Raw genomic sequence first — 22,412 nt, 5'->3', positions numbered from 1 at the left:
CGTCGGGATTCCGGGTTCTTCCTTTTTGGAAGCCCTCCACCAACAAAATCGCAGCGGCGGCACAATGCCTCCTCGAGCGGCGGCATGAACAGCCGGGCGATGCCCGGCCAGGGACGAGAAGAGTATGGACATGGACTTCGATATCGCCGAACTGGACAGCGACGCGGCAACGGCTATCAGCCAAACCGGCCTGGCAAGCATCGATGCGCTGGCACGGATCGCTCGCGGCCCGGCAAGGGACGGCCAGGTCCTGACGGGCGCCGACTTTGCCCGGCAGCCGGGTGAGCGGCTCGATACGGTGTTCGAGCAGCTCGCCGTAACGTTTGCCGCACTGCCGGCGGTGATCTCCGACGGGCGCGTCTGGACGTATCAGGAGCTGAACAGCCGTGCCAACCAGTGCGCCCGCATGCTGATCAAGCACGGCGTGCGGCCGGGCCACCGGGTCGGGCTCATTCTCGACCGGTCGGCGGAGACCTATGTGGCGTTGCTGGCGGTGATGAAGGCGGGGGCTGCCTTCGTGCCGCTGGCCACCGCGTTTCCGCAGGAGCGGATGGCGCTGATCATCGAAGACGCCGCCGTCAGCATGATCGTCACCATCGCCGCCTATGCGTCGCGCGCCGGTCAACTGCCCGTTCCCCATGTGCTGATCGACAGCGCCGCCGCCGAGATTTCCGCGCAGTCGCCCGCGCCGCTGAAGCCGCAGGCGGCCGACGACATTTGCTACATCCTCTATACCTCGGGCACCACTGGCAAGCCCAAGGGCGTGGTCATCACGCACCAGAGCTTCGTCAATTTCATACACGTCGCGGCCGCCTCCTACGGCTACCGGCCGGGCGACCGGGTGTATCAGGGCATGACCATTGCCTTCGACTTTTCCTCCGAAGAGATCTGGGTGCCGTTCGTCGCCGGCGCGACGGTGGTGCCGGCTCCTGGCCAGATGCCGCTGGTGGGCGAGGAACTGGCGGATTTCCTGCGCCTCCATGACATCACCTGCATGGCCTGCAGCCCGACATTGTTGTCATCGATGACATCGGACGTTCCCAGCCTGCGCACGCTTTTGGTGGGCGGCGAGGCCTGCCCGCACAATCTGGTGGTGCGCTGGTCGAAGCCGGGCCGGCAGATCCTCAACACCTACGGGCCGACCGAGGCGACCGTCACCGCAACGATGGGGGCGCTGACGCCGGACCGTCCCGTCACAATCGGCGCGCCGTTGCCGACTTACTCGATCGTCATTCTCGACGCTTCGCTGCCGCAACTTGCCGAGCCCGGTGAACTGGGCGAGATCGGCATTGCCGGCATCGGGCTCGCCGTCGGTTATCTGAACCGGCCGGACCTGACCGACCAGAAATTCATCGCCGATTTCGTCGGCCTGCCGAACAACCCGTCGCAGCGCATCTACCGCACCGGCGATCTTGGCCGGATCAACGATAGCGGCGAGATCGAGTATGCCGGGCGCATCGACACGCAGGTGAAGATTCGCGGATATCGCATCGAACTCGGCGAGATCGAGGCGGTGCTGCTCGACCAGCCCGAGATCGCCCAGGCCGCCGTGACCACCTGGGAGATCGAGCCCGGCCGCGTCGAACTCGTTGCCTATTACGCGCTTAAAACCGGCGTAGCGGCGGTTTCCCGTGCGGATCTCGCCCAGACGATGAAGCGGCGGCTGCCCGACTACATGGTGCCCGCCTATCTGGAGGAACTGCCTGCCATCCCGATGACCGTCTCCAACAAGGTAGACCTGCGCCAGCTGCCGAAGCCGACGAGCATCCGGCTTTCGGCCGATCGCACGATGGTGCCGCCCGCCAATGAGGACGAGCGTTTCCTGGCGGAAGCGCTGGCCACGGTGCTGAAATTCGACGCGGTGTCGGTCGAGGATCACTTCTTCGACGATCTCGGCGCCAACTCCTTGCTGATGGCGCATTTCTGCGCGCGCGTGCGCACCAGGAAGGAATGGGCGACGACGTCGATGCGCGACATCTATCTCTATCCCACAGTGGCGCGCCTGGCGCTGCATCTGGGGGTAGCGGAGGAGATGACGACGGCAACCAACGAGCCGGTCCTCACCCGCCGGGCCTCGAATTTCGCCTACTGGACCTGCGGCGCGGCGCAGCTTTCGTTCTACGGCCTCTACAGCTACGTGGCGCTCTGGGCGATCAATGACGGCCTCAACTGGATGTATGACGCGCTCGACGATCCGCTGCAGCTCTATATCCGGTGCGTGGCGCTCTCGGCCGCCGTGTTCTTCGGCATGTCGGGCTTTGCAGTCCTGGCGAAATGGGTGCTCATCGGCCGCTGGAAGGCCGAGGCGTTTCCGATCTGGGGCGTGCGCTACTTCCGCTTCTGGGTGGTCAAGACGTTGATCCGCACCGCACCCGTCGTGCTGTTCCGCGGCAGCCCGCTCTACAGCCTCTATCTGCAGCTGCTCGGCACCAAACTCGGGAAAAACGCCGTCATCGAATCGAAGTCCGTGCCCGTCTGCACGGATCTTATTTCCATCGGCGCCAACACCATCCTGCGCAAGGAATCGATGATCCTCGGCTTCAGGGCCCAGTCCGGTTATATCCACACCGGGCCGCTGACCATCGGCCGCGATGCCTTCGTCGGCGTCGGCTCCACGCTCGACATCGACACCAGGATCGGCAACGGCGCCCAGCTCGGCCATTCGTCCTCGCTGCATCGCGGGCAAAGCATTCCCGACGGCGAGCACTGGCATGGATCGCCGGCGGTGCCGACCACGGCGGACTATTGCAAGGTGCGCAATGTCAATCCTTACCAGGTCCGGCGCTTCCTCTATGAAGCGCTGCAGCTGGTCGGCCTGTTTGGCCTCGTCACCCCGCTGCCGCTCCTGTTCCACAGCTACTGGGAATATGTCGGCGACGACTATCAGGAGACGATCGGCCTTGTCGCAATCGGCACCACGGTCACGCTTTTCGGCTATATCGCGGCGGCTTTCCTGGCAGCGACGCTGGTGCCGCGCCTGACGAGCCTGATCTTGAAGCCGGGCCGCACCTACACGCTTTACGGTTTCCGCTACTGGCTGCAGACCGTCGCCGAATTCGCCAGCAATTCCCGCGTGCTCGGGCTCCTGGCCGGCGACAGCTCGGCGATCGTGCACTACATGCGCGCCATCGGCTGGAACCTCAACAGAGTGGTGCAGACCGGCTCCAATTTCGGCTCCAACCAGCAGCACGAAAACCCGCTTCTGTGCGAGATCGGCACCGAGACCATGGTCTCGGACGGGCTGTTCATGATCAACATGCACAAGTCCGCCTCGGCCTTCAGGCTCGAGCCGACGCGCATCGGCGAACGCAACTATCTCGGCAACAACATCTACTATCCGCCGGACGGCCGCACCGGCGACAACGTGCTGCTCGGCACCAAGGTGATGATCCCCATCGACGGGCCGGTGCGCCAGAATGTCGGCCTTCTCGGTTCGCCTGCCTTTGAAATCCCGCGCATGGTGAACCGCGACAAGGAGCTTATAGCCGGCGTCGACGAGGCCGACCGGCGCCGGCGCATCCCGCACAAGAACCGCCACAACCTGGTGACCATTCTTCTGTTCCTGGCAACGCAATGGGTCATGCTGTTCGTCACGCTGGCGATCTGGGACCGGGCGCTGAACTACTATACGGAATGGGCGGAGGTCGCCCTGTTCGCCGCCGTGCTTTTGACCTCGGCGATCACCATTCCGTTCTACATTCTGGTCGAGCGGGCAAGCCTTGGCTTTGGCCGGTTAAAGCCGCAGATGACGACGATCTACGACGTCACCTTCTGGCGCCACGAACGCCACTGGAAGCTGGCGGATTCGCCGATCGTGCGCCTGTTCGCCGGCACGCCGTTCCGGCCGATGATCCTGCGCCTGCTCGGCGTCAAGGTCGGCAGGCGGGTCTATGATGGCGGCAGCAACCTGACCGAGCGTTCGCTGGTCGAGATCGGCGACGACGTCACGCTAAACGAAGGCTGCGTCATCCAGGCCCATTCGCTGGAAGAAGGTGCGTTCAAGTCCGATTTCATCCGTATCGGCAAGGGCTGCACGCTCGGACCGTCCGCCTTTGTCCACTACGGCGTGGTGATGGGTGAAGGGTCGATGGTCGATGCGGACTCCTTCGTGATGAAGGGCGAAGAGCTGGAGCCCAACTCGATCTGGCGGGGCAACCCGGCCAAGCTGCATCGCTTCGTCACGCCGGTGCCGGAGGATAGCGTCAAGGCAACGGCTTGATGAGCGCAGACATCCGCCTCGTTTCGGTGACCGGGGCCAACCGGGCCCTGGTCGCGGCTCTGGAACTGGCTGCGGATCAGATGGATTTCGTCGCCAGCAATGCGGAGTCGCTGGACGAAGCCGAAAGCGACGGGGACGCTCGGCCGCGCGTCGTCATGGCAGGGGATCGCGTCGTCGGTTTCCTGATGTACGAGGCGCCGCAGGACGACGACGAGGCGCGGATCTACCGCTTCATGATCGATCGCGTCCATCAGGGCCAAGGCTACGGCAAGGCCGCTTTGCGCGAAGTGCTGGATGAAATCATGCGGCTCGGCCACATCAGCCACGTTTCGATCTGCTACGAACCTGGGAATGAAGCGGCACGCCGCCTCTATCGCGCTGCCGGTTTCGTCGAAGAAGGGCCCGACGAGGACGGGGAAATGATCGCCGACCTCGCTCTGCGGGGCGAACAGCCATGACGCGCCGGCTCGATGCCGGTGCCAGCCTGTCGGCGCAGTTGCTGGCGGCGATGGCCGCCATGGCACCGGCCGGCGTTCGGATCGGATGCCGCACGATCCGCGAAGGCGATGAGAACCATTTGCTGCCGCAGGAAGCACGCTCCATCCCGTCACGCCTGCCGCTGATGCGGCGGGCGAGTGGCGCGGCGCGGTGGATCGCGCACGAGCTGCTGGCGGATATGGGCTTGAACGACGTCGCTATCCTCCGCGGCTCCTCCGGCGCACCGGTATGGCCTCATGGAGTAACGGGGTCGCTGGCTCACGACGACGAGATGGCCGTGGCGGCCGTCGCGCCGCTCTCCCACGTCGCCTCGCTCGGCATCGATATCGAGCCCGCTTTGCCCCTGCCCGACGACATCTTCGCGCTGGTTGCAGCCCCCGCTGACCGGATCGACGCAACCGACTTGTATCTTGCCGGTCGCATCCTTTTTGCCGCCAAGGAAGCTGTCTACAAGGCCGCCTACCCGCTTGATGGCGAAGTGCTGGGCTATGAGGACATCACCGTCGATCTCGACGCAAGCGACGCTGTGACGAAGACGGGCCGCAGAGCGAGACTGGTTTACTGCGTTGCTCCGTGTGTGGTCGTTCTGGCGTTTGTCGATGGTGTCCGAAGCGCCCCCCTTTAAGCGCGATGGGCCAGCGCCCGACAGCAACGCCTGCTCAACAAAGCGCTTTTTTTCGCAGAGCGGTCGCAAAAGGCTCACACGGTTCGTCCTTTGACAGAAGAAGGAGAGCGCCATGAGAAACCTTATTGTCACCGAATTCATCAGCATCGATGGCATCGCCGAGGTCGAGAAGCTGCCCAGCGTGACCTGGAACGATGAGATGCAAAGGTTCAAGGAGGACGAGCTTGCCGACAGCGGGGCCATGCTTCTGGGGCGCACGACCTACGAGATTTTTGCCGGCTCTTGGCCCAAGGAAACCGGAGACTTCGCCGACCGGTTCAATGCGCTGCCGAAATATGTCGCGTCGACAAGCCCGAAGGCACTCGACTGGAAACCGGCCGAGTTGCTGAAGGGTGTGTTGCCGGAAGCGGTTCGGGCGCTGAAGCAAGGCAGCGGCGGCAACATCTATGTGCATGGCAGCCTGAGCGTCGCGCGGGAATTGCTGCGCCATGGTCTGGTCGATCGCGTCAGGCTGCTGAGCTACCCTGGCTCCGTCGGGGAGGGCAAGAAGCTGTTCCCGCCCGATATGCCGGTGGCGTTGGAGCCGATCTCGACCGTACAGTTCAGCAATGGCGTGGTGGCGCTGGAATATGCGGCTGGGAGGGTGTGAGACGCTGGTGGGGTAATCTCCCCTTTAGGGGAGATGTCGCCGAAGGCGACAGAGGCGGTCGGTCCGTCCTGACGCAACCTCCTATCGACAGTAGGAGGTCTAGCTTCACGCGAAACGACCCCCTCTGGCCTGCCGGCCATCTCCCCCTCGAGGGGGGAGATCGGCAGCTCACCCTACTTTCTTCCCCCGCTTGCCCTTGGCACGCGCCTCGACCACTCTTTCCACCTCGCGCTTCAGTTCGTCCTTGACCTCCTGCGTCTCGGCCATCAGCGTGTCGATCTTCATGAAATCGAGCACGCGGTATTTCGACACTGGCGGGCGGATCAATATGTCTGGTGGGCGCTGGTTCAGCTTGTGGGCGATGATCGACTGCATCATCAATTGCGTCGCGCCGTACATCAGGTCGACCGTGGTCGGGTGCTTGCGCTCGGCCTCGCTCGGCGCGCCGACGACGTCGATGGCGATGATGATGTCGGCGTCGTTTTCGATGAGGTCGAACGGCACCGGATTGTAGATGCCGCCGTCGATCAGCACGCGGTCGTCGCGCGTCACCGGGCGGAACACGGCGGGAATGGCAGCCGAGGCGGCGAGCGCCGAATGCAGGTCGCCCTCGTCGAAGACGGCCAGCTTGTGACCGAAATAGTCCGTCGCCGTCACCTTCAGCGGGATTTTCAGCTCGGCGAAGGTTTCCGGGATGGCTTCCGGCAGGAACGCCTTCAAGATGCGCTCTATGTTGAACTGGCTGACTCGGATGCCGCCCTGCATCGCCTCGGCGATGGTGCCGGGACGCGAGCGCCACATGCGCGCCGCCACCTCGGCGCGGCGGCCGAGGATCGAGCGGGCGTAGTCCTCGATGTCCTTGCCGCTCATGCCCGAGGCCATGCCGGCGCCCATGATGGCGCCGATCGAGGAGCCGGCGATGGCCACGGGCTTGATGCCGAGCTCGTCCAGCGCCTCGACGATGTGGATATGGGCGAGGCCGCGCGCGCCGCCGCCGCCAAAGGCGATACCGAAAGTCGGACCTGTCATTTGGCCTCCAGCTTCGGCCCGATGCTCATGATCGCGGGCGCCGGCGTCAGCAGCTTCTTCGCCGCTGCCTTGACCTGATCGAGCGTCACGCCGTTGATGAGCGCCGCGCGGCGCTGCACGTAGTCGATGCCGAGATTGTCGAGCTGCAATTCCACCAGGGTCGCGGCAATGGCGCTGGAAGAATCCAGATTGCTGATAGCATAGGAGCCGACCATGTATTTCTTGGTCGCGTCCAGCTCGGCCTCGGTCGGCCCCTCCTGCGCCATCTTCTTGACCACCTCCTTGACGATGCCGAGCGTCTCGGCGGCGCGGTCGGAACGCGTCGCCGTGGTGATGATCAGCGCATTGGAATGCTGGTGGTCGACCAGGTTGGAATCGACGGAGTAGGCCAAGCCGCGCTTTTCCCGCACCTCGTCATAGAGGCGCGAGGTGAAGGTGCCGCCGCCGAGAATCTGGTTCATCAGCACCGCAGGGAAGAAATCCGGCGCATCGCGCTTCACACCGGGATAGGCAAACTGCAGCGAGGTCTGCGGCAGGTCGTAGTCGACCTCGAGCTGCTGGCCGAGCTTCAGCTCGGTATCGGCAACCGGTTGCAGCACCTGCTTTTCCGGCAGATCGCCGAAGACCTCGTCGAGCTTCCGTTTCAGCGTCGCGGCATCTATGTCGCCGACCACCGCAACATGCAGGCCGCTGCGGGCGAAATTGGCCTTGTGGAAGGCAGCCAGATCCGCCGCCGTGATGGTGGCGATGCTGTCCTTGGTGCCCTGGTCGGGCCTGGAATACGGATGTTCGCCATAGATGGCGCGCAGCCATTTGGTTTGCGCGACGGTGTTGGGGTCACGCTCATTGGCGATGATGCCGGACAGGATCTGGGCGCGGATACGGTCGATCGGCGCCTGGTCGAAGCGCGGGCTGGTGACCGCCAGCCTGAGCAGGTCGAAGGCCGCATCCTTCTGCTCGGCCAGCATCCGCATCGCGCCATAGGTGCCGTCGCGCGCCGCTTCGAAGCCCATTTCGGCGCCGGCATCGTCAAGCTTGATCTGGAAGGCCTCGCTGTCGAGGTCGCCGGCGCCCTCGTCGAATAGGCCGGTCATCAGATTGACCAGCCCTTCCCGCCCCGCCGGATCCTGCGTCGAGCCGCCATCGAAGACGAAGCGGATGGCGACGATCGGAATGGAGTGGTCCTCGACCAGCCAGGCGTTGACGCCTTTCGATGAGGTCACCGGCTGAATGTCCATCGCGTGCGCGGCAAGCGCCGGCAGGATGAGGAAGAAGATGCCGAGGAACAGTGTGGCGAAGACGTGGAGAACCGCGATGCGCCTATGAGTAATCCCATCAGGCCATTGATCGCCAAGGTCAGCTCCGCCCCTCATCGCGCTGCCGGGCACTTCTCCCCGTATAGTGACGGGGAGAAGGGGTCTCGCCGCGACGCTGGCGCTCTTCTTACGACGCTGATGGTTGGCGAAATCGACGATGACAGCGCCCCTCTCCCCGTCACTATAGGGGGAGAGGATGCCGGCAGGCAGGTGAGGGGCAGCGCTAACGCTCAATCTCGTCATCATCAATTCCCCGCCTGTTGCTGCGGCAAGAGATAGCCGGTCGTCGTACGATCGAGCAGCAGATAGCGTGCGGCGACCGCCTTGATCTCATCGGCGGTGACCTTGCGAATGCGGTCCGGCCATTCCTCGATATCCCTGACGTTGCCGCCGGTGGCGAGCTCGGCGCCGTAGAGATTGGCCATCTCGTCCTGCTTGTCGCGGGCGAAGATCATGGCCCTGATATAGCGGGCCTTGGCCTTCTCCAGCTCGTCCGCGGTGACGCCGTCCTTGACGATGCGGGCGATCTCGGCCTCGACGGCCGCCTCGACGTCGCTCAGCTTGGCGTCGCCGCGCGGCGCGCCATAGACGGTGAAATTGGTGGCGTCGAGCATCGTACCCTGGAAGAAGGCGCCGGTCGCCGATGCGATGCCTTGCTTGACCACGAGTTGCTGGTAGAGCCTGCTGCGGCTGCCGCCGCCAAGGATCTCTCCCAGCAGGTCGAGCGCCTCGGCCTCGCCGGGTTTTGCCGTGTGGTAGGACGGAACCACCCATTGCGTCGAAAAGCTCGGCACCGAAACGCGCCCATCGGTGAGCGTCACCGTGCGCTTGGTGTTCTGCTCCGGCTCGACCGGGCGGATGCGCGGGGGCAGGTCGGGACCGCGCGCGACCTTGCCATAGGTTTTTTCGGCCAGCGCCTTCACGACCTCCGGCTCGACATCGCCGGCCACGATCAGCACCGCATTATTGGGGCGGTAGTATTTGTCATAGAAGGCAACCGCATCGGTGCGGTTCAACTGCTCCATCTCCTGCATCCAGCCGATCACCGGAATGCGGTAGGGCTGGTTCTGCCAGAGCGTCGCGTCGACCTCTTCGTCGAGCACCGCCTGCGGATTGCTGTCGATGCGCGCGCGGCGCTCTTCCAGGATCACGTCGCGCTCGGTCTTGATGACCTCGTCGGTCAAGATGAGGTTGCGCATGCGATCGGCCTCGAAGCTCATCATCTCACCAAGTGCCGAGGGCGCCACCGTCTCGTGGAAGGCAGTGTAGTCATATGAGGTGAAGGCGTTGTTGGAGCCGCCGATGGCCGATATGGCGCGGTCGAACTCGCCCGCGGCGTGGTTGGTCGTGGCCTTGAACATCAGGTGTTCGAAGAAGTGCGCTATGCCGGACTTGCCTGGCGGCTCGTCGGCGCTGCCGATCTTGTACCACACCATATGGGTGACGATGGGGGCGCGATGATCGGGAATGACCACCACCTCCATGCCATTGTCGAGCAGGAAGTTGGCCACCTTGCCATCATCCGCGGCCAGGGCCGGGCCGGCCATGGTCAGCGCGGTGGCGAGCAAGGCTCTCCGCAGCCATTCAGTATGAAATGTCATTGATGGCTCCGGTTGTTATCGCGCGACGATAGGCAAGGTTAGCCGCGGAGGCAAAGTGAATTGTGCGTCATTTTGAAGGCGCCGATCGCCCCACCCTTACGCAAGCTCGATGAACCGGACCACCGTCTCGCCGTAGTTTCGTTCATCAACCACCGAGAATTCCGGCCCAATCTCGAAGGGCGCCGAGGCGGCTTCCTCGACCACGCAGAGCGCGCCGGGCAGCAACCAGCCGCCATCCCTGGCCGAGCGCAGGGCGCGCTCGCCAAGGCCCTTGCCATAGGGCGGATCGGCGAAGACCAGGCCGAATGCCGCAAGCGTACCGGCCTCACCCAGGGCGGTCGCGTCGCGGCGGAAGATCTTGGTGCGGCCGGTAAGGCCAAAAGCTTCGACATTGGTGCGGATCAGGCCGCGCCCTTCGGCCGATTCTTCGATAAAGACGCCATAGGAAGCGCCGCGCGACAGCGCTTCGAGGCCGAGAGCGCCGGTGCCGGCGAAAAGGTCGAGCACACGCGCGCCGTCGAGCTTGTCGGCAAAGCGGTGCGCCAACACGTTGAAGACGGCCTCGCGGGCGCGGTCGGTCGTCGGGCGGATGGCATGGTCGCGCGGCGTCGCCAGCGGACGCCCGCGAAATTGGCCGCCGACGATTCTCATTTATGCCCGGGTCTCATTTAAGGCCGGATCTCATTTAAGTCCCGGCATCATCTGGTCCTCGGGCCCTTGGGACCGTTGCGTGGCCGCTCGCCGCCCCGACCGCCATCCGGACGCTCGCCACCCGGCTTGCCGAACGGCTTGGCTCCGCCCGGCTTGCCATAGGACGGCTTGAACGACGCCTTGCGCGCCTTGGCCTCAGCCGCCTTGGCGGCATCGGCTTCCGCCCTGCCCTTGCCGATCGGACGCGCGCCCGGCGCCATCCAGACATTAGCCTTGCGCTGGCCCGGCGGATCGATCGGCCGCTGCTCGCGCTCGGGCTTCTTGCCGCCGCGCGGTTTGTCACCAAAGGCGCCGCGCGGCTTGTCGCCGAAGCCTCCACGGGGCTTGTCGCCAAAATCGCCGCGCGGCTTTTCGCGAAACTCGCTGCGCGGCTTGTCCGAAAACTCGCTGCGCTCAGGTCTCGGGCCGCGTTCGCCAAAGCTCTTTTCCGGCCTCGCGCCCCTTTCGGGACTGGTCGACAGCTTGCCGAGCGCTTCGTCGCGGCTGCCTTCGCGGCGCTTGCGGTTCTTGATCAGACCGCCCTCGCCGATCGGCCGATGGTCACCCTCGCGGGTGACTTTCGGCCGTTCCGGCTCCACGTCACGCTCTCGCCGCACCGGCTGGTTGGAAAACGGCTTGATGATCTCGGCGTCGAAATTGGCGCCGGATTCCTCGACCAGTCGCTCGCCGAGCTGGTCGCGCAAGACGCGGCCCTTGATCTCCAGCACATGGCCTTCGGCGAGATCGTCGAGCTGGAACGGTCCGTAGGAGATACGGATCAGCCGCGTCACGTCGAGGCCGAGCGATCCAAGGATGTTCTTCACTTCGCGGTTCTTGCCTTCGCGCAGGCCGATCGTCAGCCACGCGTTGGTGCCTTGTTCACGATCGAGCGTCGCCTCGATGGCGCCGTAGAAGACGCCGTCGACGGCAATGCCTTCACGCAGGCCTGCGAGCATGCTTTCCTCGACCTTGCCATGAACGCGCACGCGGTAACGGCGCAGCCAGCCAGTGGCAGGCAGTTCGAGCACGCGCGACAGACCGCCATCATTGGTGAGCAGCAGCAGGCCTTCGGTGTTGATGTCGAGGCGGCCGATGGTCATCAGCCGCGGCAATTCGGCCGGCAGCACGTCGAACACGGTCTTGCGGCCCTCGGGGTCGCGGTTGGTGGTAACGACGCCGGCCGGCTTGTGAAACAGGAACAGGCGGGTGCGCTCGATCGGCGGGATCTCCATGCCGTCGAGATGGATGATGTCGCCCGGCATGACGTTGAAGGCCGGCGAGGTCAAAGCCCGGTTGTTGACCTTGACACGGCCCGCCGCGATCAGGTCTTCGGCGTCGCGGCGCGACGCCAGGCCGGCGCGGGCCAACCGCTTGGCGATACGCTCGCCGGCTTCTTCCGCATCTGCCGGACGCGGGCGCGGCTTGAAGGCGCCGCCAGATGCTTGCGGCCGGTCACCACCGAAATCGCGCTTGGGGCGATCGCTGAAGTCACGCTTGGGACGATCTCCGGCGTCGCGCTGCGGGCGATCGCCAAAATCGCGCTTTGGCCGGTCAAAACGCTTTTCGCCCTCGGCGGAAGCAGGCCGATCGCCACGCGGTGCGTAGGGCTTGCGCGGCCCTTCACGCTTTTCGAAAGGCTTGCCTTCGGGACGCGGCCCCTTGCTGAATGGCCGATCGCCGCCCTTGAAATCGCGCTTTGGCCGCTCGCCATCGGCCGCAACCGGCCGATCGCCGCGCGGTGCATAAGGCTTGCGCGGCCCCTCGCGCTTTTCATACGGCTTGCGTTCACCCTCGGCCGCCATAGGGCGATCCCCACGCGGCGCATAGGGTTTGCGCGGCCCTTCGCGCTTTTCATACGGCTTGCGCTCGCCTTCGGCTGCCATCGGCCGGTCACCGCGTGGTGCATATGGCTTGCGCGGTCCCTCGCGCTTTTCGAAGGGCTTGCCTTCGGAACGCGGACCTTTGCTGAATGGCCGGTCGCCACTTTTGAAATCGCGCTTGGGCCGCTCGCCCTCAGCCGCTGCGGGCCGGGCGCCTCGCGGTGAATAGGGTTTCTTGGCCCCGAAGGAGGGTTTGCCGCTTTTGCCGGCGGCGCCATCGCGGCGCGGCCCCGCGGCTCCAGGGCCGCTTTTGCCCGGGCCTTTGTGGCGCGGAGATTTCTTGTCGTTGTCGTCCATGTGGCCTTTGCCTTGTTGCGCTGCTACAGCGTGGCGCATCCTTTCGGACGCGCAAAGGACGCTATAGCACTTTGATTTGGCGCATGATCATTTCCGAAAATCTGTTCCGATATTCGGGTTGACGCGCTCCATAACAGGATCACCGCCAAGTGGCGAGGAGATAATCGGAATGGAAACCGCGTGAAGCGGCCGGATTTCATGGCGCTGGCGCTGAAAGAGGCGCAAGCCGCCGCCTTGCGTGGAGAAGTTCCAGTTGGCGCCGTCATCGCCAGCGGCGACACGGTGGTGGCATCCGCCGGTAACCGCACCCGCGAACTTGCCGATCCGACGGCGCATGCCGAAATGCTGGCCATCCGCGCGGCCTGCCAAACGCTCTCCAGGGAGCGGCTGACCGGCCACGACCTCTATGTGACGCTGGAACCCTGCGCCATGTGCGCAGGCGCCATTTCCTTCGCCAGGCTGCGCCGGCTCTATTTCGGCGCGGCCGACGAGAAGGGCGGCGCGGTGGTCAACGGCGTGCGCTTCTTCGCCTCGCCGACCTGCCACCATACGCCCGACATCTATCCGGGCATGGCCGAGGCCGACGCGGCGCTGCTGCTCAGGGAATTCTTTCGGGAAAGACGCGAAACGTAGAGCCTTCAGCTACCGAAGGCGACGGTTCCTACCAGGAGGGCAGCCAGTCGAAGAGCCCGCCGCTCTTGCCCTTGGCGGCCGCTTCCTTCTTGAGGCGGCGTTCCTTCTTGTATTCATCCTCGCCGAGTTCGCCCTGCGGCGCCGTGTCGGAGGCAGCTCGATAGGCCAGAGGCGGCTCGCTCAGATATCTGCGAGTGTTGGGGTCGCCCTGCTTTTGCTCTGCGGTGCGGCGCTGGATCTCGGCGGCGCGGCCCTTGTCTGAATCCTTCGGCGACCAGGCCGGCGGGTGGCTGGAGCCCGAATCCGCCAGCGCCTTCTTCACGGAAGCCGGATCGGTCTGCACGTCATCGACGATCCCCGACTGATAGGACGGGTCGTCCTGGTGGGCAGTGGCGTCGGCACGCAGGCGGGCGCGGCGCTGCTCGGGCGATTCGGGCCAATCGGTGCTCGCCGTCTCGATGCTTTCCTGCGGCGGCGGCAGCACTTCCTTCTGCCCCGGCGCCGGCTTTACCAGCTCCGGACGCGGCCTGTAGTCGATCTGTTCCTTGTGCTTGGGCGTGATCGCGAAGGCGCCGGAAAGGTCTCCGGCAAGCTGCTCGCCAGCCGTCTTGTCGGTGCCGTAGGTAGGCGAGCCCATGCAACCGGACAGAGCGAGGCCGGACGCGACAAGCGGCGCCAGCAGCGCAACGCGCACGGAAGTTCTGTCGATCATGCCAAAAAGTCCCACTCTAGACAGCCTCTCGATCGTCACCGGCCAAAGGCCCGGTCCCCATCGTCCACGCTCTTGCGACGGAATTCCGGCGACAATTTGTCTTCCGGAGTTTCGCGTGTTTATCTCAACCACTCGTTAAGGGCAACGCGCGGGCGGTTTTCGCCCACGCGGCGTGGCATTTGTGCACCGGCTTATGAGCAGTCACAAACGTCCCAGAGCCTTGAGTTCATGCAGGACGGCGGCATCGCGGGCAGACACGTCGGGGAATTCCACGTCCTGCCCGACATCGGCGGTATAGCGCCACGAACGCGCGCATTTGACCAAGCCGCGGTCCTCGGCTTTTTCGACCACCACCGCGACACCCTTGACGTCGTCGAGCGCAAAGGCGCCTTCCGGCGCCTTGCCATGGGCGATGACGAGATCGCTGGTGATCGCCATTTCGGCCATGTCGACATCGGCGATCGCGGCTTCAAGCGCGGCATCGTCGAGGGTCACGACCGGCACGGCTTCCAGCGAGGCACCGATGACCTTCTGAGCGCGTGCGATCTCGAGCGCGCCGGTGACGACACGGCGAACCTGCCGCACCTTGCGCCATTTTTCCGCCAGCGCCTCGTTCTTCCAGTCGGCCGGAATCTCGGGGAACTGGTCGAGATGCAGCGAGACAGCATCCGGATGACGGTCGAGCCAGGCTTCTTCCGTAGTGAAGGGCAGCATCGGGGCCAGCCATTTCACCAGGCAGTCGAAGAGGTGGCGCACCACTTGCACCGAGCCCTTGCGCTTCACGCTGGCGGGCCCCTCGCAATAGAGCGCGTCCTTCCTGATGTCGAAATAGAAGGCCGACAGCTCGACCACCATAAAGTCCAGCAAAGTGCGGGTGATGCGTTTGAACTCGAACGCGTCGTAGCCCGAGCGCACGACCTCATCGAGCTCGGCCAGCCGATGCAGCATCAGCCGCTCCAGCTCCGGCATCTTTTCGAGCGGCACTTCCTCGCCATCGTCATGGGCGAGCGTGCCCAGCATCCAGCGGATGGTGTTCCTGAGCTTGCGATAGGCATCGATGTTGGTCTGCAGCACGTTCTTGCCGAGACGCTGGTCTTCCCAATAGTCGGTCGTCACCACCCATAGCCGCAGAATGTCGGCGCCGGACTGCTTGATGACGTCCTGCGGCACGACGGTGTTGCCGAGCGATTTCGACATCTTGCGCCCCTCCTCATCCATGGTGAAGCCATGGGTGACGACGGTGTCGTAAGGTGCCCTGCCCCTGGTGCCGCAGCTTTCGAGCAGCGAGGAGTGGAACCAGCCGCGATGCTGGTCGGAGCCTTCGAGATAGACGTCGGCCGGCCATTTCAGGTCCGGACGGTCTTCCAGCGTGAAGACATGCGTCGAGCCCGAATCGAACCAGACGTCGAGGATGTCCATCACCTGCTTCCATTTAGAGGCATCGTGATTGCCGAGGAAACGCTCCTTGGCGCCGGCAGCGAACCAGGCGTCGGCGCCTTCCTTCTCGAATGCGTCCATGATGCGCTGGTTGACGGATTCGTCCTTCAGCACATTGCCGTCCTCGTCGGCAAAGACGGCGATCGGCACGCCCCAGGCGCGCTGGCGCGACAAGACCCAATCCGGGCGCTCCTCGATCATGGCGCGGATGCGGTTCTGGCCGGCCGCCGGCACGAAGCGTGTGTCGTCGATCGCCTTCAGCGCACGGCTGCGCAGCGTCGTGCCGTCGCCGAGGTCCTTGTCCATATAGACGAACCATTGCGGCGTGTTGCGGAAGATGATCGGCTTCTTCGACCGCCACGAGTGCGGATAGCTGTGCTTCAGCCGGCCGCGCGCGAACAGCGCGTTGCGCTTGATCAGTTCGTCGATGACCGCCTGGTTGGCATTGCCCTTCTTGCCGTTGTCGTCGATGACGCGCGCCGCCCCGCCTTCGCGATCCGGGCCAAAACCCGGCGCGTCCCTGGTGAAGAAGCCGGCATCATCTACAGTGAAGGGGATGGCAGGGTCGATGCCACGTGCGCGCAAATCCGATGCCGCATCCATCCAGGCATCAAAGTCCTCGCGGCCATGGCCGGGCGCGGTGTGGACGAAGCCGGTGCCGGCGTCGTCGGTGACATGCTCGCCGGCCAGCATCGGCACGGCGAATTCGTAGCCGCCGCCGAGACCTTTGAAGGGATGTGAAAGTGTAAGGCTTCCAAGCTCTTCGACCGAAACGCTGCGAAGCCGATTCAAGGTGACCTTGGCCTTGGCCGAGGAGTCTTCGGCAAGCGCATCTGCAAAGATCAGCTTTTCACCGGGCTGTGGACCGAACGAATTTTCGGCTGCGGTAACTTCATAAAGGCCGTAGCCGATCCGTGACGAATAATTGACGGCACGGTTGCCGGGGATCGTCCACGGGGTTGTCGTCCAGATGACGACGTGGGCGTTGTCCAAAAGTGCAACGCTTTCCGGAACGCGCATGGACGGTGCAGCGTCTGATACAAAGTGCTCAACGCTCCAAAATCCTGACACAACTGGAAACTTCACCCAGATCGTGTCGCTCTCATAATCATGGTATTCGATCTCGGCCTCGGCCAGTGCGGTGCGCTCGACGACGCTCCACATTACCGGCTTGGAGCCGCGATAGAGCTGGCCCGACATGGCGAACTTCAACAACTCCCCGGCGATGCGCGACTCCGAGTGGAAAGCCATCGTCGTATAGGGGTTCTTGAAGTCGCCGACGACGCCGAGCCGCTGGAACTCGCCACCCTGCACCGTGATCCAGTTCGCGGCGAAGTCGCGGCATTCCTTGCGAAACTCGTTGACCGGCACCTCGTCCTTGTTCTTGCCCTTGGCGCGGTACTGTTCCTCGATCTTCCATTCGATCGGCAGGCCGTGGCAGTCCCAGCCGGGCACGTAATTGGAGTCATAGCCGCGCATCTGGAACGAGCGGGTGATGACGTCCTTAAGGATCTTGTTCAGCGCGTGGCCGATATGGATGTTGCCGTTGGCGTAGGGCGGGCCGTCATGCAGCACGTATTTTTCGCGGCCGGCGGCCGCCTCGCGCAGCTTGGCGTAAAGGTCCATATCCTGCCAGCGCTTGACCAGCAGCGGCTCTTTTTCAGGCAAGCCGGCGCGCATCGGGAAATCCGTCTGCGGCAGGTAAAGCGTCTTGGAATAGTCGATCGTTTCAACAGTGTCGGTCATTGGTCTGCCATGTGCATTGCCCGGCGGGCGTAAAAGCTCGGGCGTGAACTATCATGATTTGGAAAAAGCGCGAGGGCGCGCGCAAAACTCCCGGCGGCTCCGGCGGCGCTCAGGCCGCCCGGAACACCGGGCCTGTAATTCGTATCGTCAGCGCGCGAAGGCGCGAAAAGCTCGTCATTGCCGGGCTTTTAGCCGAGAAAGCCGCAGGAATAAAGCGTCTCTTGTTCGATTCACTTACATCGCGAAGTCGAAGCGATAGGTGGTCGAGACGCCGACCGTGAACTGGTTACGGTCGCCGCGCTCCTTGACCAGGCTGGAATCGGCGGCCGGGCCCGTCAGGCGCGCATATTCGCCGAACAGGCTGGCGGTCATCGGATCGGTCACCTTCCAGGTGATGGCGCCACCAAGGCCGGTCGATTTCAGGCCGCCGCCAGGATGGTATTCGCTCAGGCCCGAGGCCGCAGCCTCCTTGGCGTTGACACCATAATAAGAGTTGAAATAGCCCGACGAGGCAAAGGACACGCGTGGTCCGCCCGAAATTCTGACAGTCGGCGTCACGTCGTAGAAAGCATCGGCGGCGATGTCGGCGACAAAGCCATCATGGGCACGAATGCCATGGCGCAGTTCGGCGCGGGCGCGCAGCCAGTCCGTCGGATAGATTTCGAAGAAGCCGCCGACCTCACCGCCCCAGCGCACCGGGTCGAGGCCCTTGAGCTCATCCTTGCTGTCGCGGGAAAACAGGAATTTTCCGGTCAGGCCGGCGCGGACGCCGCCATCGTCGACCAGCGCCAGCGAGATGTTGTCGTTGCGCGAGCTAAAGCGTGCGGCCGGGCCGGCCTTGCCCAGCGAGATGATCGGCGATGCGCTGAGCAGATAGCTGTTGGAGCCCTCGAATTTCGGCGCGACCATGCCGGTGGCGCCAAGCGTCAGGTACCAGTCGCCGGACATCCAGCCGAAGGCACCCTCGCCCGCATTGGCGGTGGACACAGTGAGCAGCGCCGAGGCGAGAAACAGCGGAATCGTCCAGACAATACGCATCATCACCCCATACGCGAAACAAAACGGAGAGAACACCCGGCAGCCAAAGCCATGGCGCCGGTTCGGTAAAATTTGACTTAAAATCTACAGCAGTGGCGGCAACTGCGACCCTGTTTTTTGCGCTGTGGCCCATTTGAACAGGGCGCCGCCGGGCCTGTGGCGAGTTGACAGAAATAGCGAGGTTGCCTAAATTCGCGTTAGTGCAGACTAACATGAACAGATGGACAGCGCTTGGCGACCCGACCAGGCGGACGATCTTCGAACTGCTGGTCGAACAACCCTGTTCGGTCGGGGAATTGGCTCGTGCGCTTCCTGTCACCCGGCCGGCGGTCTCGCAGCACCTGAAGGTGCTCAAGGACGCCGGCCTCGTGGCCAACACACGGCTAGGCAAGCAACGCATCTACCGGGTCGAACCGGAAGGCTTGGCCAGCCTGCGCGCCGAACTCGACCGGTTCTGGAGCAAGACCTTGGCGGCCTACAAAGTGGTCGTCGAACAGCCCTTGAAGGAGCAGGAATGAGCACGCATCAACCGCCCGTGAGGCACTCCATCCTTGTCGAGGCTACGATCGCACATGCCTTCAAGGTCTTCACCGAGGACTTCGGCAGTTTCAAACCCAAAGAGCATAACCTGCTTGCGGTGCCGATCGCGGAGACGATCTTCGAACCCCGCGTTGGCGGTCACGTCTACGACCGCGGTGTGGATGGCAGCGAGTGCCGCTGGGCACGGGTGCTGGCCTACGAGCCGCCGAACCGACTGCTTCTGAGTTGGGATATCAGCCCTCAATGGCAGATCGAGACCAATCCGGACAGGACCAGCGAGTGGGAAGTCCGGTTTACGGCGGAGACGAATAGCCGGACCTGCGTCGAGATCGAGCATCGCAATCTCGAACGTCATGGCGAAGGCTGGGAAGGCGTGCGCTTTGGGATTGACGGTGATCAAGGCTGGCCGCTGTATCTCAGGCGATTCCAAGATCTTTTTGCCAGCAAGGTGACCTGAAGGAGCACAATTATGGAACCCTATTGGCTAAGCATCCTCGGTGTACTGATCCTCTGTCTTTTGTCAGTCGCGCTGGCGGTTTACTCGGGTTCGTCCAAGGGATTTGCCGGAGCGCTTTCCGGTCCGGTGATCCCGGCCGACGACGCCAATCTCCTCTACAGGATCGACCGCGTGCATATGAACTCGGTCGAGGCGCTGGCGCCTTTTGTCGTCCCGGCGGTGCTGGCCATGATGGTTGGCGTTGGGTCGGCCACGTTGGCGACCATTGTCTGGGTTCATGTGGCGATACGCCTGCTTCACCTGGGGGTTTACCTACGCGGCGGCAATGCCGCCAAGGGTGGCAGTGTCAGAACGATCGTCTACGTCTCTGGAGCGATCGTCACGCTTGTCCTCGTCCTTGTGACTGGGTGGGCTGCCATAAATTGACACGTACGCGCGAGCCTCAAGCCACCGACGCTTTGTTTGTTTGCTAGCCGTCGCCATCGGCTGGACGTCCGCTACAGCCGGGGCTAACCTCCCGGCAAGGTGCCAGGCGATTTCGAGGAGATGCAGCCATGACCCTGCACGGTGATACCCTGAAAGATGCGATCGGCCGGACACGGGACAAATGGGGGTGGTTCGTCGCGCTCGGCGTGCTGCTGCTCATCTTCGGCGGCATTGCCTTCGGCAATCTGTTCATCGCCACCGTCGCCTCGGTCTATGTCGTGGGCTGGCTGATGCTGATGGCCGGCATCATCGAGATCGTGCATGCCTTCGGCGTGAAGACCTGGAGTCGCTTCTTCTATTGGCTGCTCAGCGGCCTGCTTTATGCCGTTGCCGGTTTCTTTGCCTTCGACAATCCGCTGCTGGCCTCGACGGTGCTGACCTTGCTGCTGGCGGTGGCGCTGGTCGCTTCAGGCGCGCTCAGGGCCTGGGTCGGCTATAGCCACCGACCGGAAAAGGGCTGGGGCTGGGTCGTCGCGGCGGGCCTGATCAGCGTGCTGGCGGGGCTGACCATCGCCATGGGCTGGCCGGTCAACAGCCTGTGGGTGCTCGGCCTGTTCCTGGCCATCGACCTGATCTTCCAGGGCTGGAGCTTCATCGCTCTCGGACTGGCGTTGAAGAAGTAGGGGCTTGAAGAGGTAAGCGGCCGGAAGGCTCAAAAAGCGATGGCGCCGTCCAGATCCGAAAGCGGCCTGACGCCGGCCAGCAGCGCGCGCGCCTCCGCCTCGTCGCGCTTCATTTGTGCCACCAGCCCATCGAGCCCATCGAACTTCACCTCGGGACGCAAAAAGCCGAAGAGCGATACGTCGCAGATCTCGCCATAGAGATCGCCGGCAAAGTCGAAGACGAAGGTTTCGAGCAGCGGCGCGCCATTGTCGTCGACAGTCGGGCGACGCCCGAAGCTGGCGACACCATCATAGAGCGTGCCGTCGGCGCGGCGAAAGCGGACGGCATAAATCCCTTCCTTCAGAGTCGTTTCCGGCGAAAGCCTCATGTTGGCTGTCGGGAAGCCGAGCGTGCGGCCGAGCTGCTGGCCGCCGATCACTTCGCTTTCGACGGTGAAGCGGTAGCCGAGCAGGCCTGCGGCCTCGGCGACCTCTCCCTCGCAGAGCAGCTCGCGGATACGGCTCGACGACACCACCTCGGCGCCCTCGTCGCGAAAGGCGTCGACCAGGGTGACGCCGAAACCATGGCGCTCGCCTGCCGCCATCAGAAACGCAGGACCGCCCTGCCGGTCCTTGCCGAAGTGAAAATCGAAGCCGGTGACGGCATGGGTGATGCCGAGGTTCGTCTCCAGCACATCGGTCACGAAAGCCTCGGCCGACAGGCCGGCAAAGGCGCGCGTGAACGGCTGTTCGACGAGTGCGGCAAAGCCCAGATGCGACAGCAGCCGCGCCTTCATCGGCGGCGGCGTCAATACGAACAGCGGCATATCGGGCCTGAACACCTTGCGCGGATGCGGCTCGAAGCTCAGCACTAGCGCCGGCACGCCGCGCCGCCCGGCTTCGGCAAGCGCGCGATCGAGCACCGCCTGGTGGCCGCGATGGACGCCGTCGAAATTGCCGATCGCCACCACGCCGCCGCGCAAATGCGGCGGCAGCGGCGCGGTTGCTGAAATGTGTTCGAAAGCTGCGCTCATGCAGCAACCCTACCGCAGTCTCGGAATGACGGCGACCGGCCGGTAGCCGTGCTTTTGCAGAAAGGCTGCAAGCCTGGCGGGGTCCGGCTGCATGGGATCGCCATAGTCGCGCGCGTGAATGCCGCCCGAGACGTAAAGCACGTCGATGCCGTTGTCGGCGGCGCCCTTGACGTCGGTCATCATGCCGTCGCCGATGGCCAGCACCTCGGTGCGCGCGACGTCTCGGCCTAGAAGCACGGCAACCTCCCGCAGCGCTACGTCATAGACCGGCGCATAAGGTTTTCCGGCGATCAGCGTGCGGCCGCCAAGCTGGGCATAGTCGCGCGCCAAGGCGCCGGCGCACCAGATCATGCGCTCGCCGCGTTCGACCACGATGTCGGGATTGGCGCAGATGAAAGGCAGGTTCCTGGCGCGCAGCCGGCGCAGCAGATCGGCGTAATCCTCAGGCGTTTCCACCTCGTCGTCGAACAGCCCGGTGCAGACCGCGCCGGAGGCCTCGAACTCCTCGACGAGCTCGACGTCCAGACCGTCATAGAGGGTGAAATCGCGGTCGGCGCCGATATGGAAGATTTTTCGTGGGCCTTCGGCGATAAGGTCGCGGGTCACATCGCCTGAGGTCACGACGCGGTCGTAGGCGGCGGCGGGAACGCCGATCGCATTCATCTGCGCCACCACATCGGCATTGCGGCGCGGCGAGTTGGTGATCAGGACGACCGGGACCTTCGCCGCACGCGCGGCGGCAAGCGCTTCGGCAGCCGCCGGAAAATGCCATTCGCCATTGTGGATCACGCCCCAGACATCGCACAGGATGGCCGAGTAGGCGCCCGACAAATCCGCGAGCGAGCCGATGATATCAGGCGAATCCGCCATGCCGTTTACCTGCTGTGACGATCATTGCGAGAGCTGCAGCCGACGGTCCGCCG

Annotated in this window: 19 protein-coding genes; 9 read left to right on the top strand and 10 right to left on the bottom strand. The window is 64.0% G+C overall.

Going from position 1 to position 22,412, the window contains the following annotated elements:
- Positions 1-124 precede the first annotated feature (124 nt).
- The 4 genes from AC3EMP_RS16685 (at position 125) to AC3EMP_RS16670 (ending at position 5,991) form a co-directional block, all read left to right on the top strand.
- Positions 125-4,219 carry a Pls/PosA family non-ribosomal peptide synthetase gene (locus tag AC3EMP_RS16685; protein ID WP_352710141.1) on the top strand — a complete coding sequence of 1,365 codons (4,095 nt, stop codon included), beginning with the start codon at positions 125-127 and terminating at the stop codon, positions 4,217-4,219.
- Complete coding sequence (locus AC3EMP_RS16680) at positions 4,219-4,677, top strand: GNAT family N-acetyltransferase (RefSeq protein WP_023697683.1); 459 nt, start codon at positions 4,219-4,221, stop codon at positions 4,675-4,677. Before AC3EMP_RS16685 ends, AC3EMP_RS16680 begins: the two co-directional genes overlap by 1 nt.
- Positions 4,674-5,342 carry a 4'-phosphopantetheinyl transferase family protein gene (locus tag AC3EMP_RS16675; protein ID WP_023712769.1) on the top strand — a complete coding sequence of 223 codons (669 nt, stop codon included), beginning with the start codon at positions 4,674-4,676 and terminating at the stop codon, positions 5,340-5,342. The genes AC3EMP_RS16680 and AC3EMP_RS16675 overlap by 4 nt, the downstream gene beginning before the upstream one ends.
- Before the next feature lie 112 nt (positions 5,343-5,454).
- The gene (locus tag AC3EMP_RS16670; RefSeq protein ID WP_023712768.1) at positions 5,455-5,991 is read left to right on the top strand and encodes a dihydrofolate reductase family protein; all 537 of its coding nucleotides are present in this window, start codon (positions 5,455-5,457) and stop codon (positions 5,989-5,991) included.
- A 168-nt stretch (positions 5,992-6,159) separates the two neighbouring features.
- On the opposite strand, the gene AC3EMP_RS16665 is transcribed toward AC3EMP_RS16670, so the two are convergent.
- From AC3EMP_RS16665 to AC3EMP_RS16645, 5 genes are all read right to left on the bottom strand, one after another.
- Entirely contained in the window at positions 6,160-7,020 is an 861-nt protein-coding gene (locus AC3EMP_RS16665; protein WP_023712767.1) for a patatin-like phospholipase family protein, read from the bottom strand.
- Entirely contained in the window at positions 7,017-8,393 is a 1,377-nt protein-coding gene (locus AC3EMP_RS16660; protein ID WP_023821174.1) for a M16 family metallopeptidase, read from the bottom strand. Before AC3EMP_RS16660 ends, AC3EMP_RS16665 begins: the two co-directional genes overlap by 4 nt.
- A 188-nt stretch (positions 8,394-8,581) precedes the next feature.
- Positions 8,582-9,937, bottom strand: a complete 1,356-nt coding sequence (locus tag AC3EMP_RS16655; protein ID WP_023747744.1) for a M16 family metallopeptidase — start codon at positions 9,935-9,937, stop codon at positions 8,582-8,584.
- 96 nt (positions 9,938-10,033) lie between these two features.
- Positions 10,034-10,588: a 16S rRNA (guanine(966)-N(2))-methyltransferase RsmD gene (rsmD, locus tag AC3EMP_RS16650; RefSeq protein ID WP_023671544.1), complete on the bottom strand. Its 555-nt coding sequence runs from the start codon at positions 10,586-10,588 to the stop codon at positions 10,034-10,036.
- A gap of 47 nt (positions 10,589-10,635) precedes the next feature.
- Positions 10,636-12,804, bottom strand: a complete 2,169-nt coding sequence (locus AC3EMP_RS16645) for a pseudouridine synthase (RefSeq protein WP_023742979.1) — start codon at positions 12,802-12,804, stop codon at positions 10,636-10,638.
- A 180-nt stretch (positions 12,805-12,984) separates the two neighbouring features.
- Here AC3EMP_RS16645 and AC3EMP_RS16640 point away from each other — a divergent pair, with 180 nt between their 5' ends.
- Complete coding sequence (locus tag AC3EMP_RS16640) at positions 12,985-13,437, top strand: nucleoside deaminase (protein ID WP_023724815.1); 453 nt, start codon at positions 12,985-12,987, stop codon at positions 13,435-13,437.
- A gap of 28 nt (positions 13,438-13,465) precedes the next feature.
- On the opposite strand, the gene AC3EMP_RS16635 is transcribed toward AC3EMP_RS16640, so the two are convergent.
- The 3 genes from AC3EMP_RS16635 to AC3EMP_RS16625 all read right to left on the bottom strand — a co-directional run bounded on the left by AC3EMP_RS16635 (position 13,466) and on the right by AC3EMP_RS16625 (position 18,370).
- On the bottom strand, positions 13,466-14,149 hold the full coding sequence (locus AC3EMP_RS16635; RefSeq protein WP_023682973.1) for a hypothetical protein: 684 nt from the start codon (positions 14,147-14,149) through the stop codon (positions 13,466-13,468).
- Positions 14,150-14,350: 201 nt separating this feature from the next.
- The gene (gene ileS, locus AC3EMP_RS16630; protein ID WP_023712763.1) at positions 14,351-17,332 is read right to left on the bottom strand and encodes an isoleucine--tRNA ligase; all 2,982 of its coding nucleotides are present in this window, start codon (positions 17,330-17,332) and stop codon (positions 14,351-14,353) included.
- A 234-nt stretch (positions 17,333-17,566) separates the two neighbouring features.
- Positions 17,567-18,370, bottom strand: a complete 804-nt coding sequence (locus AC3EMP_RS16625) for a MipA/OmpV family protein (protein WP_488494732.1) — start codon at positions 18,368-18,370, stop codon at positions 17,567-17,569.
- Positions 18,371-18,582: 212 nt separating this feature from the next.
- Here AC3EMP_RS16625 and AC3EMP_RS16620 point away from each other — a divergent pair, with 212 nt between their 5' ends.
- The 4 genes from AC3EMP_RS16620 to AC3EMP_RS16605 all read left to right on the top strand — a co-directional run bounded on the left by AC3EMP_RS16620 (position 18,583) and on the right by AC3EMP_RS16605 (position 20,476).
- Positions 18,583-18,888: an ArsR/SmtB family transcription factor gene (locus AC3EMP_RS16620; protein WP_023689559.1), complete on the top strand. Its 306-nt coding sequence runs from the start codon at positions 18,583-18,585 to the stop codon at positions 18,886-18,888.
- Positions 18,885-19,367: an SRPBCC family protein gene (locus tag AC3EMP_RS16615; protein ID WP_023694759.1), complete on the top strand. Its 483-nt coding sequence runs from the start codon at positions 18,885-18,887 to the stop codon at positions 19,365-19,367. The genes AC3EMP_RS16620 and AC3EMP_RS16615 overlap by 4 nt, the downstream gene beginning before the upstream one ends.
- A gap of 12 nt (positions 19,368-19,379) precedes the next feature.
- On the top strand, positions 19,380-19,793 hold the full coding sequence (locus AC3EMP_RS16610; RefSeq protein WP_023671536.1) for an MAPEG family protein: 414 nt from the start codon (positions 19,380-19,382) through the stop codon (positions 19,791-19,793).
- A 128-nt stretch (positions 19,794-19,921) separates the two neighbouring features.
- Positions 19,922-20,476 carry an HdeD family acid-resistance protein gene (locus tag AC3EMP_RS16605; protein ID WP_023671535.1) on the top strand — a complete coding sequence of 185 codons (555 nt, stop codon included), beginning with the start codon at positions 19,922-19,924 and terminating at the stop codon, positions 20,474-20,476.
- 29 nt (positions 20,477-20,505) lie between these two features.
- Here the strand turns inward: AC3EMP_RS16605 and AC3EMP_RS16600 are convergent, their stop codons facing one another.
- A complete protein-coding gene (locus tag AC3EMP_RS16600) occupies positions 20,506-21,489 on the bottom strand; it encodes a bifunctional riboflavin kinase/FAD synthetase (protein ID WP_023694758.1) in 984 nt (327 codons plus the stop codon).
- 9 nt (positions 21,490-21,498) lie between these two features.
- Positions 21,499-22,359, bottom strand: a complete 861-nt coding sequence (locus AC3EMP_RS16595) for a TIGR01459 family HAD-type hydrolase (protein WP_023671533.1) — start codon at positions 22,357-22,359, stop codon at positions 21,499-21,501.
- Positions 22,360-22,412 lie beyond the last annotated feature (53 nt).

Source organism: Mesorhizobium sp. P160219, from assembly GCF_057786095.1.
The sequence above is the reverse complement of the archived record's forward strand: the minus strand, read 5'-3'. Positions and strand labels throughout refer to the sequence as shown.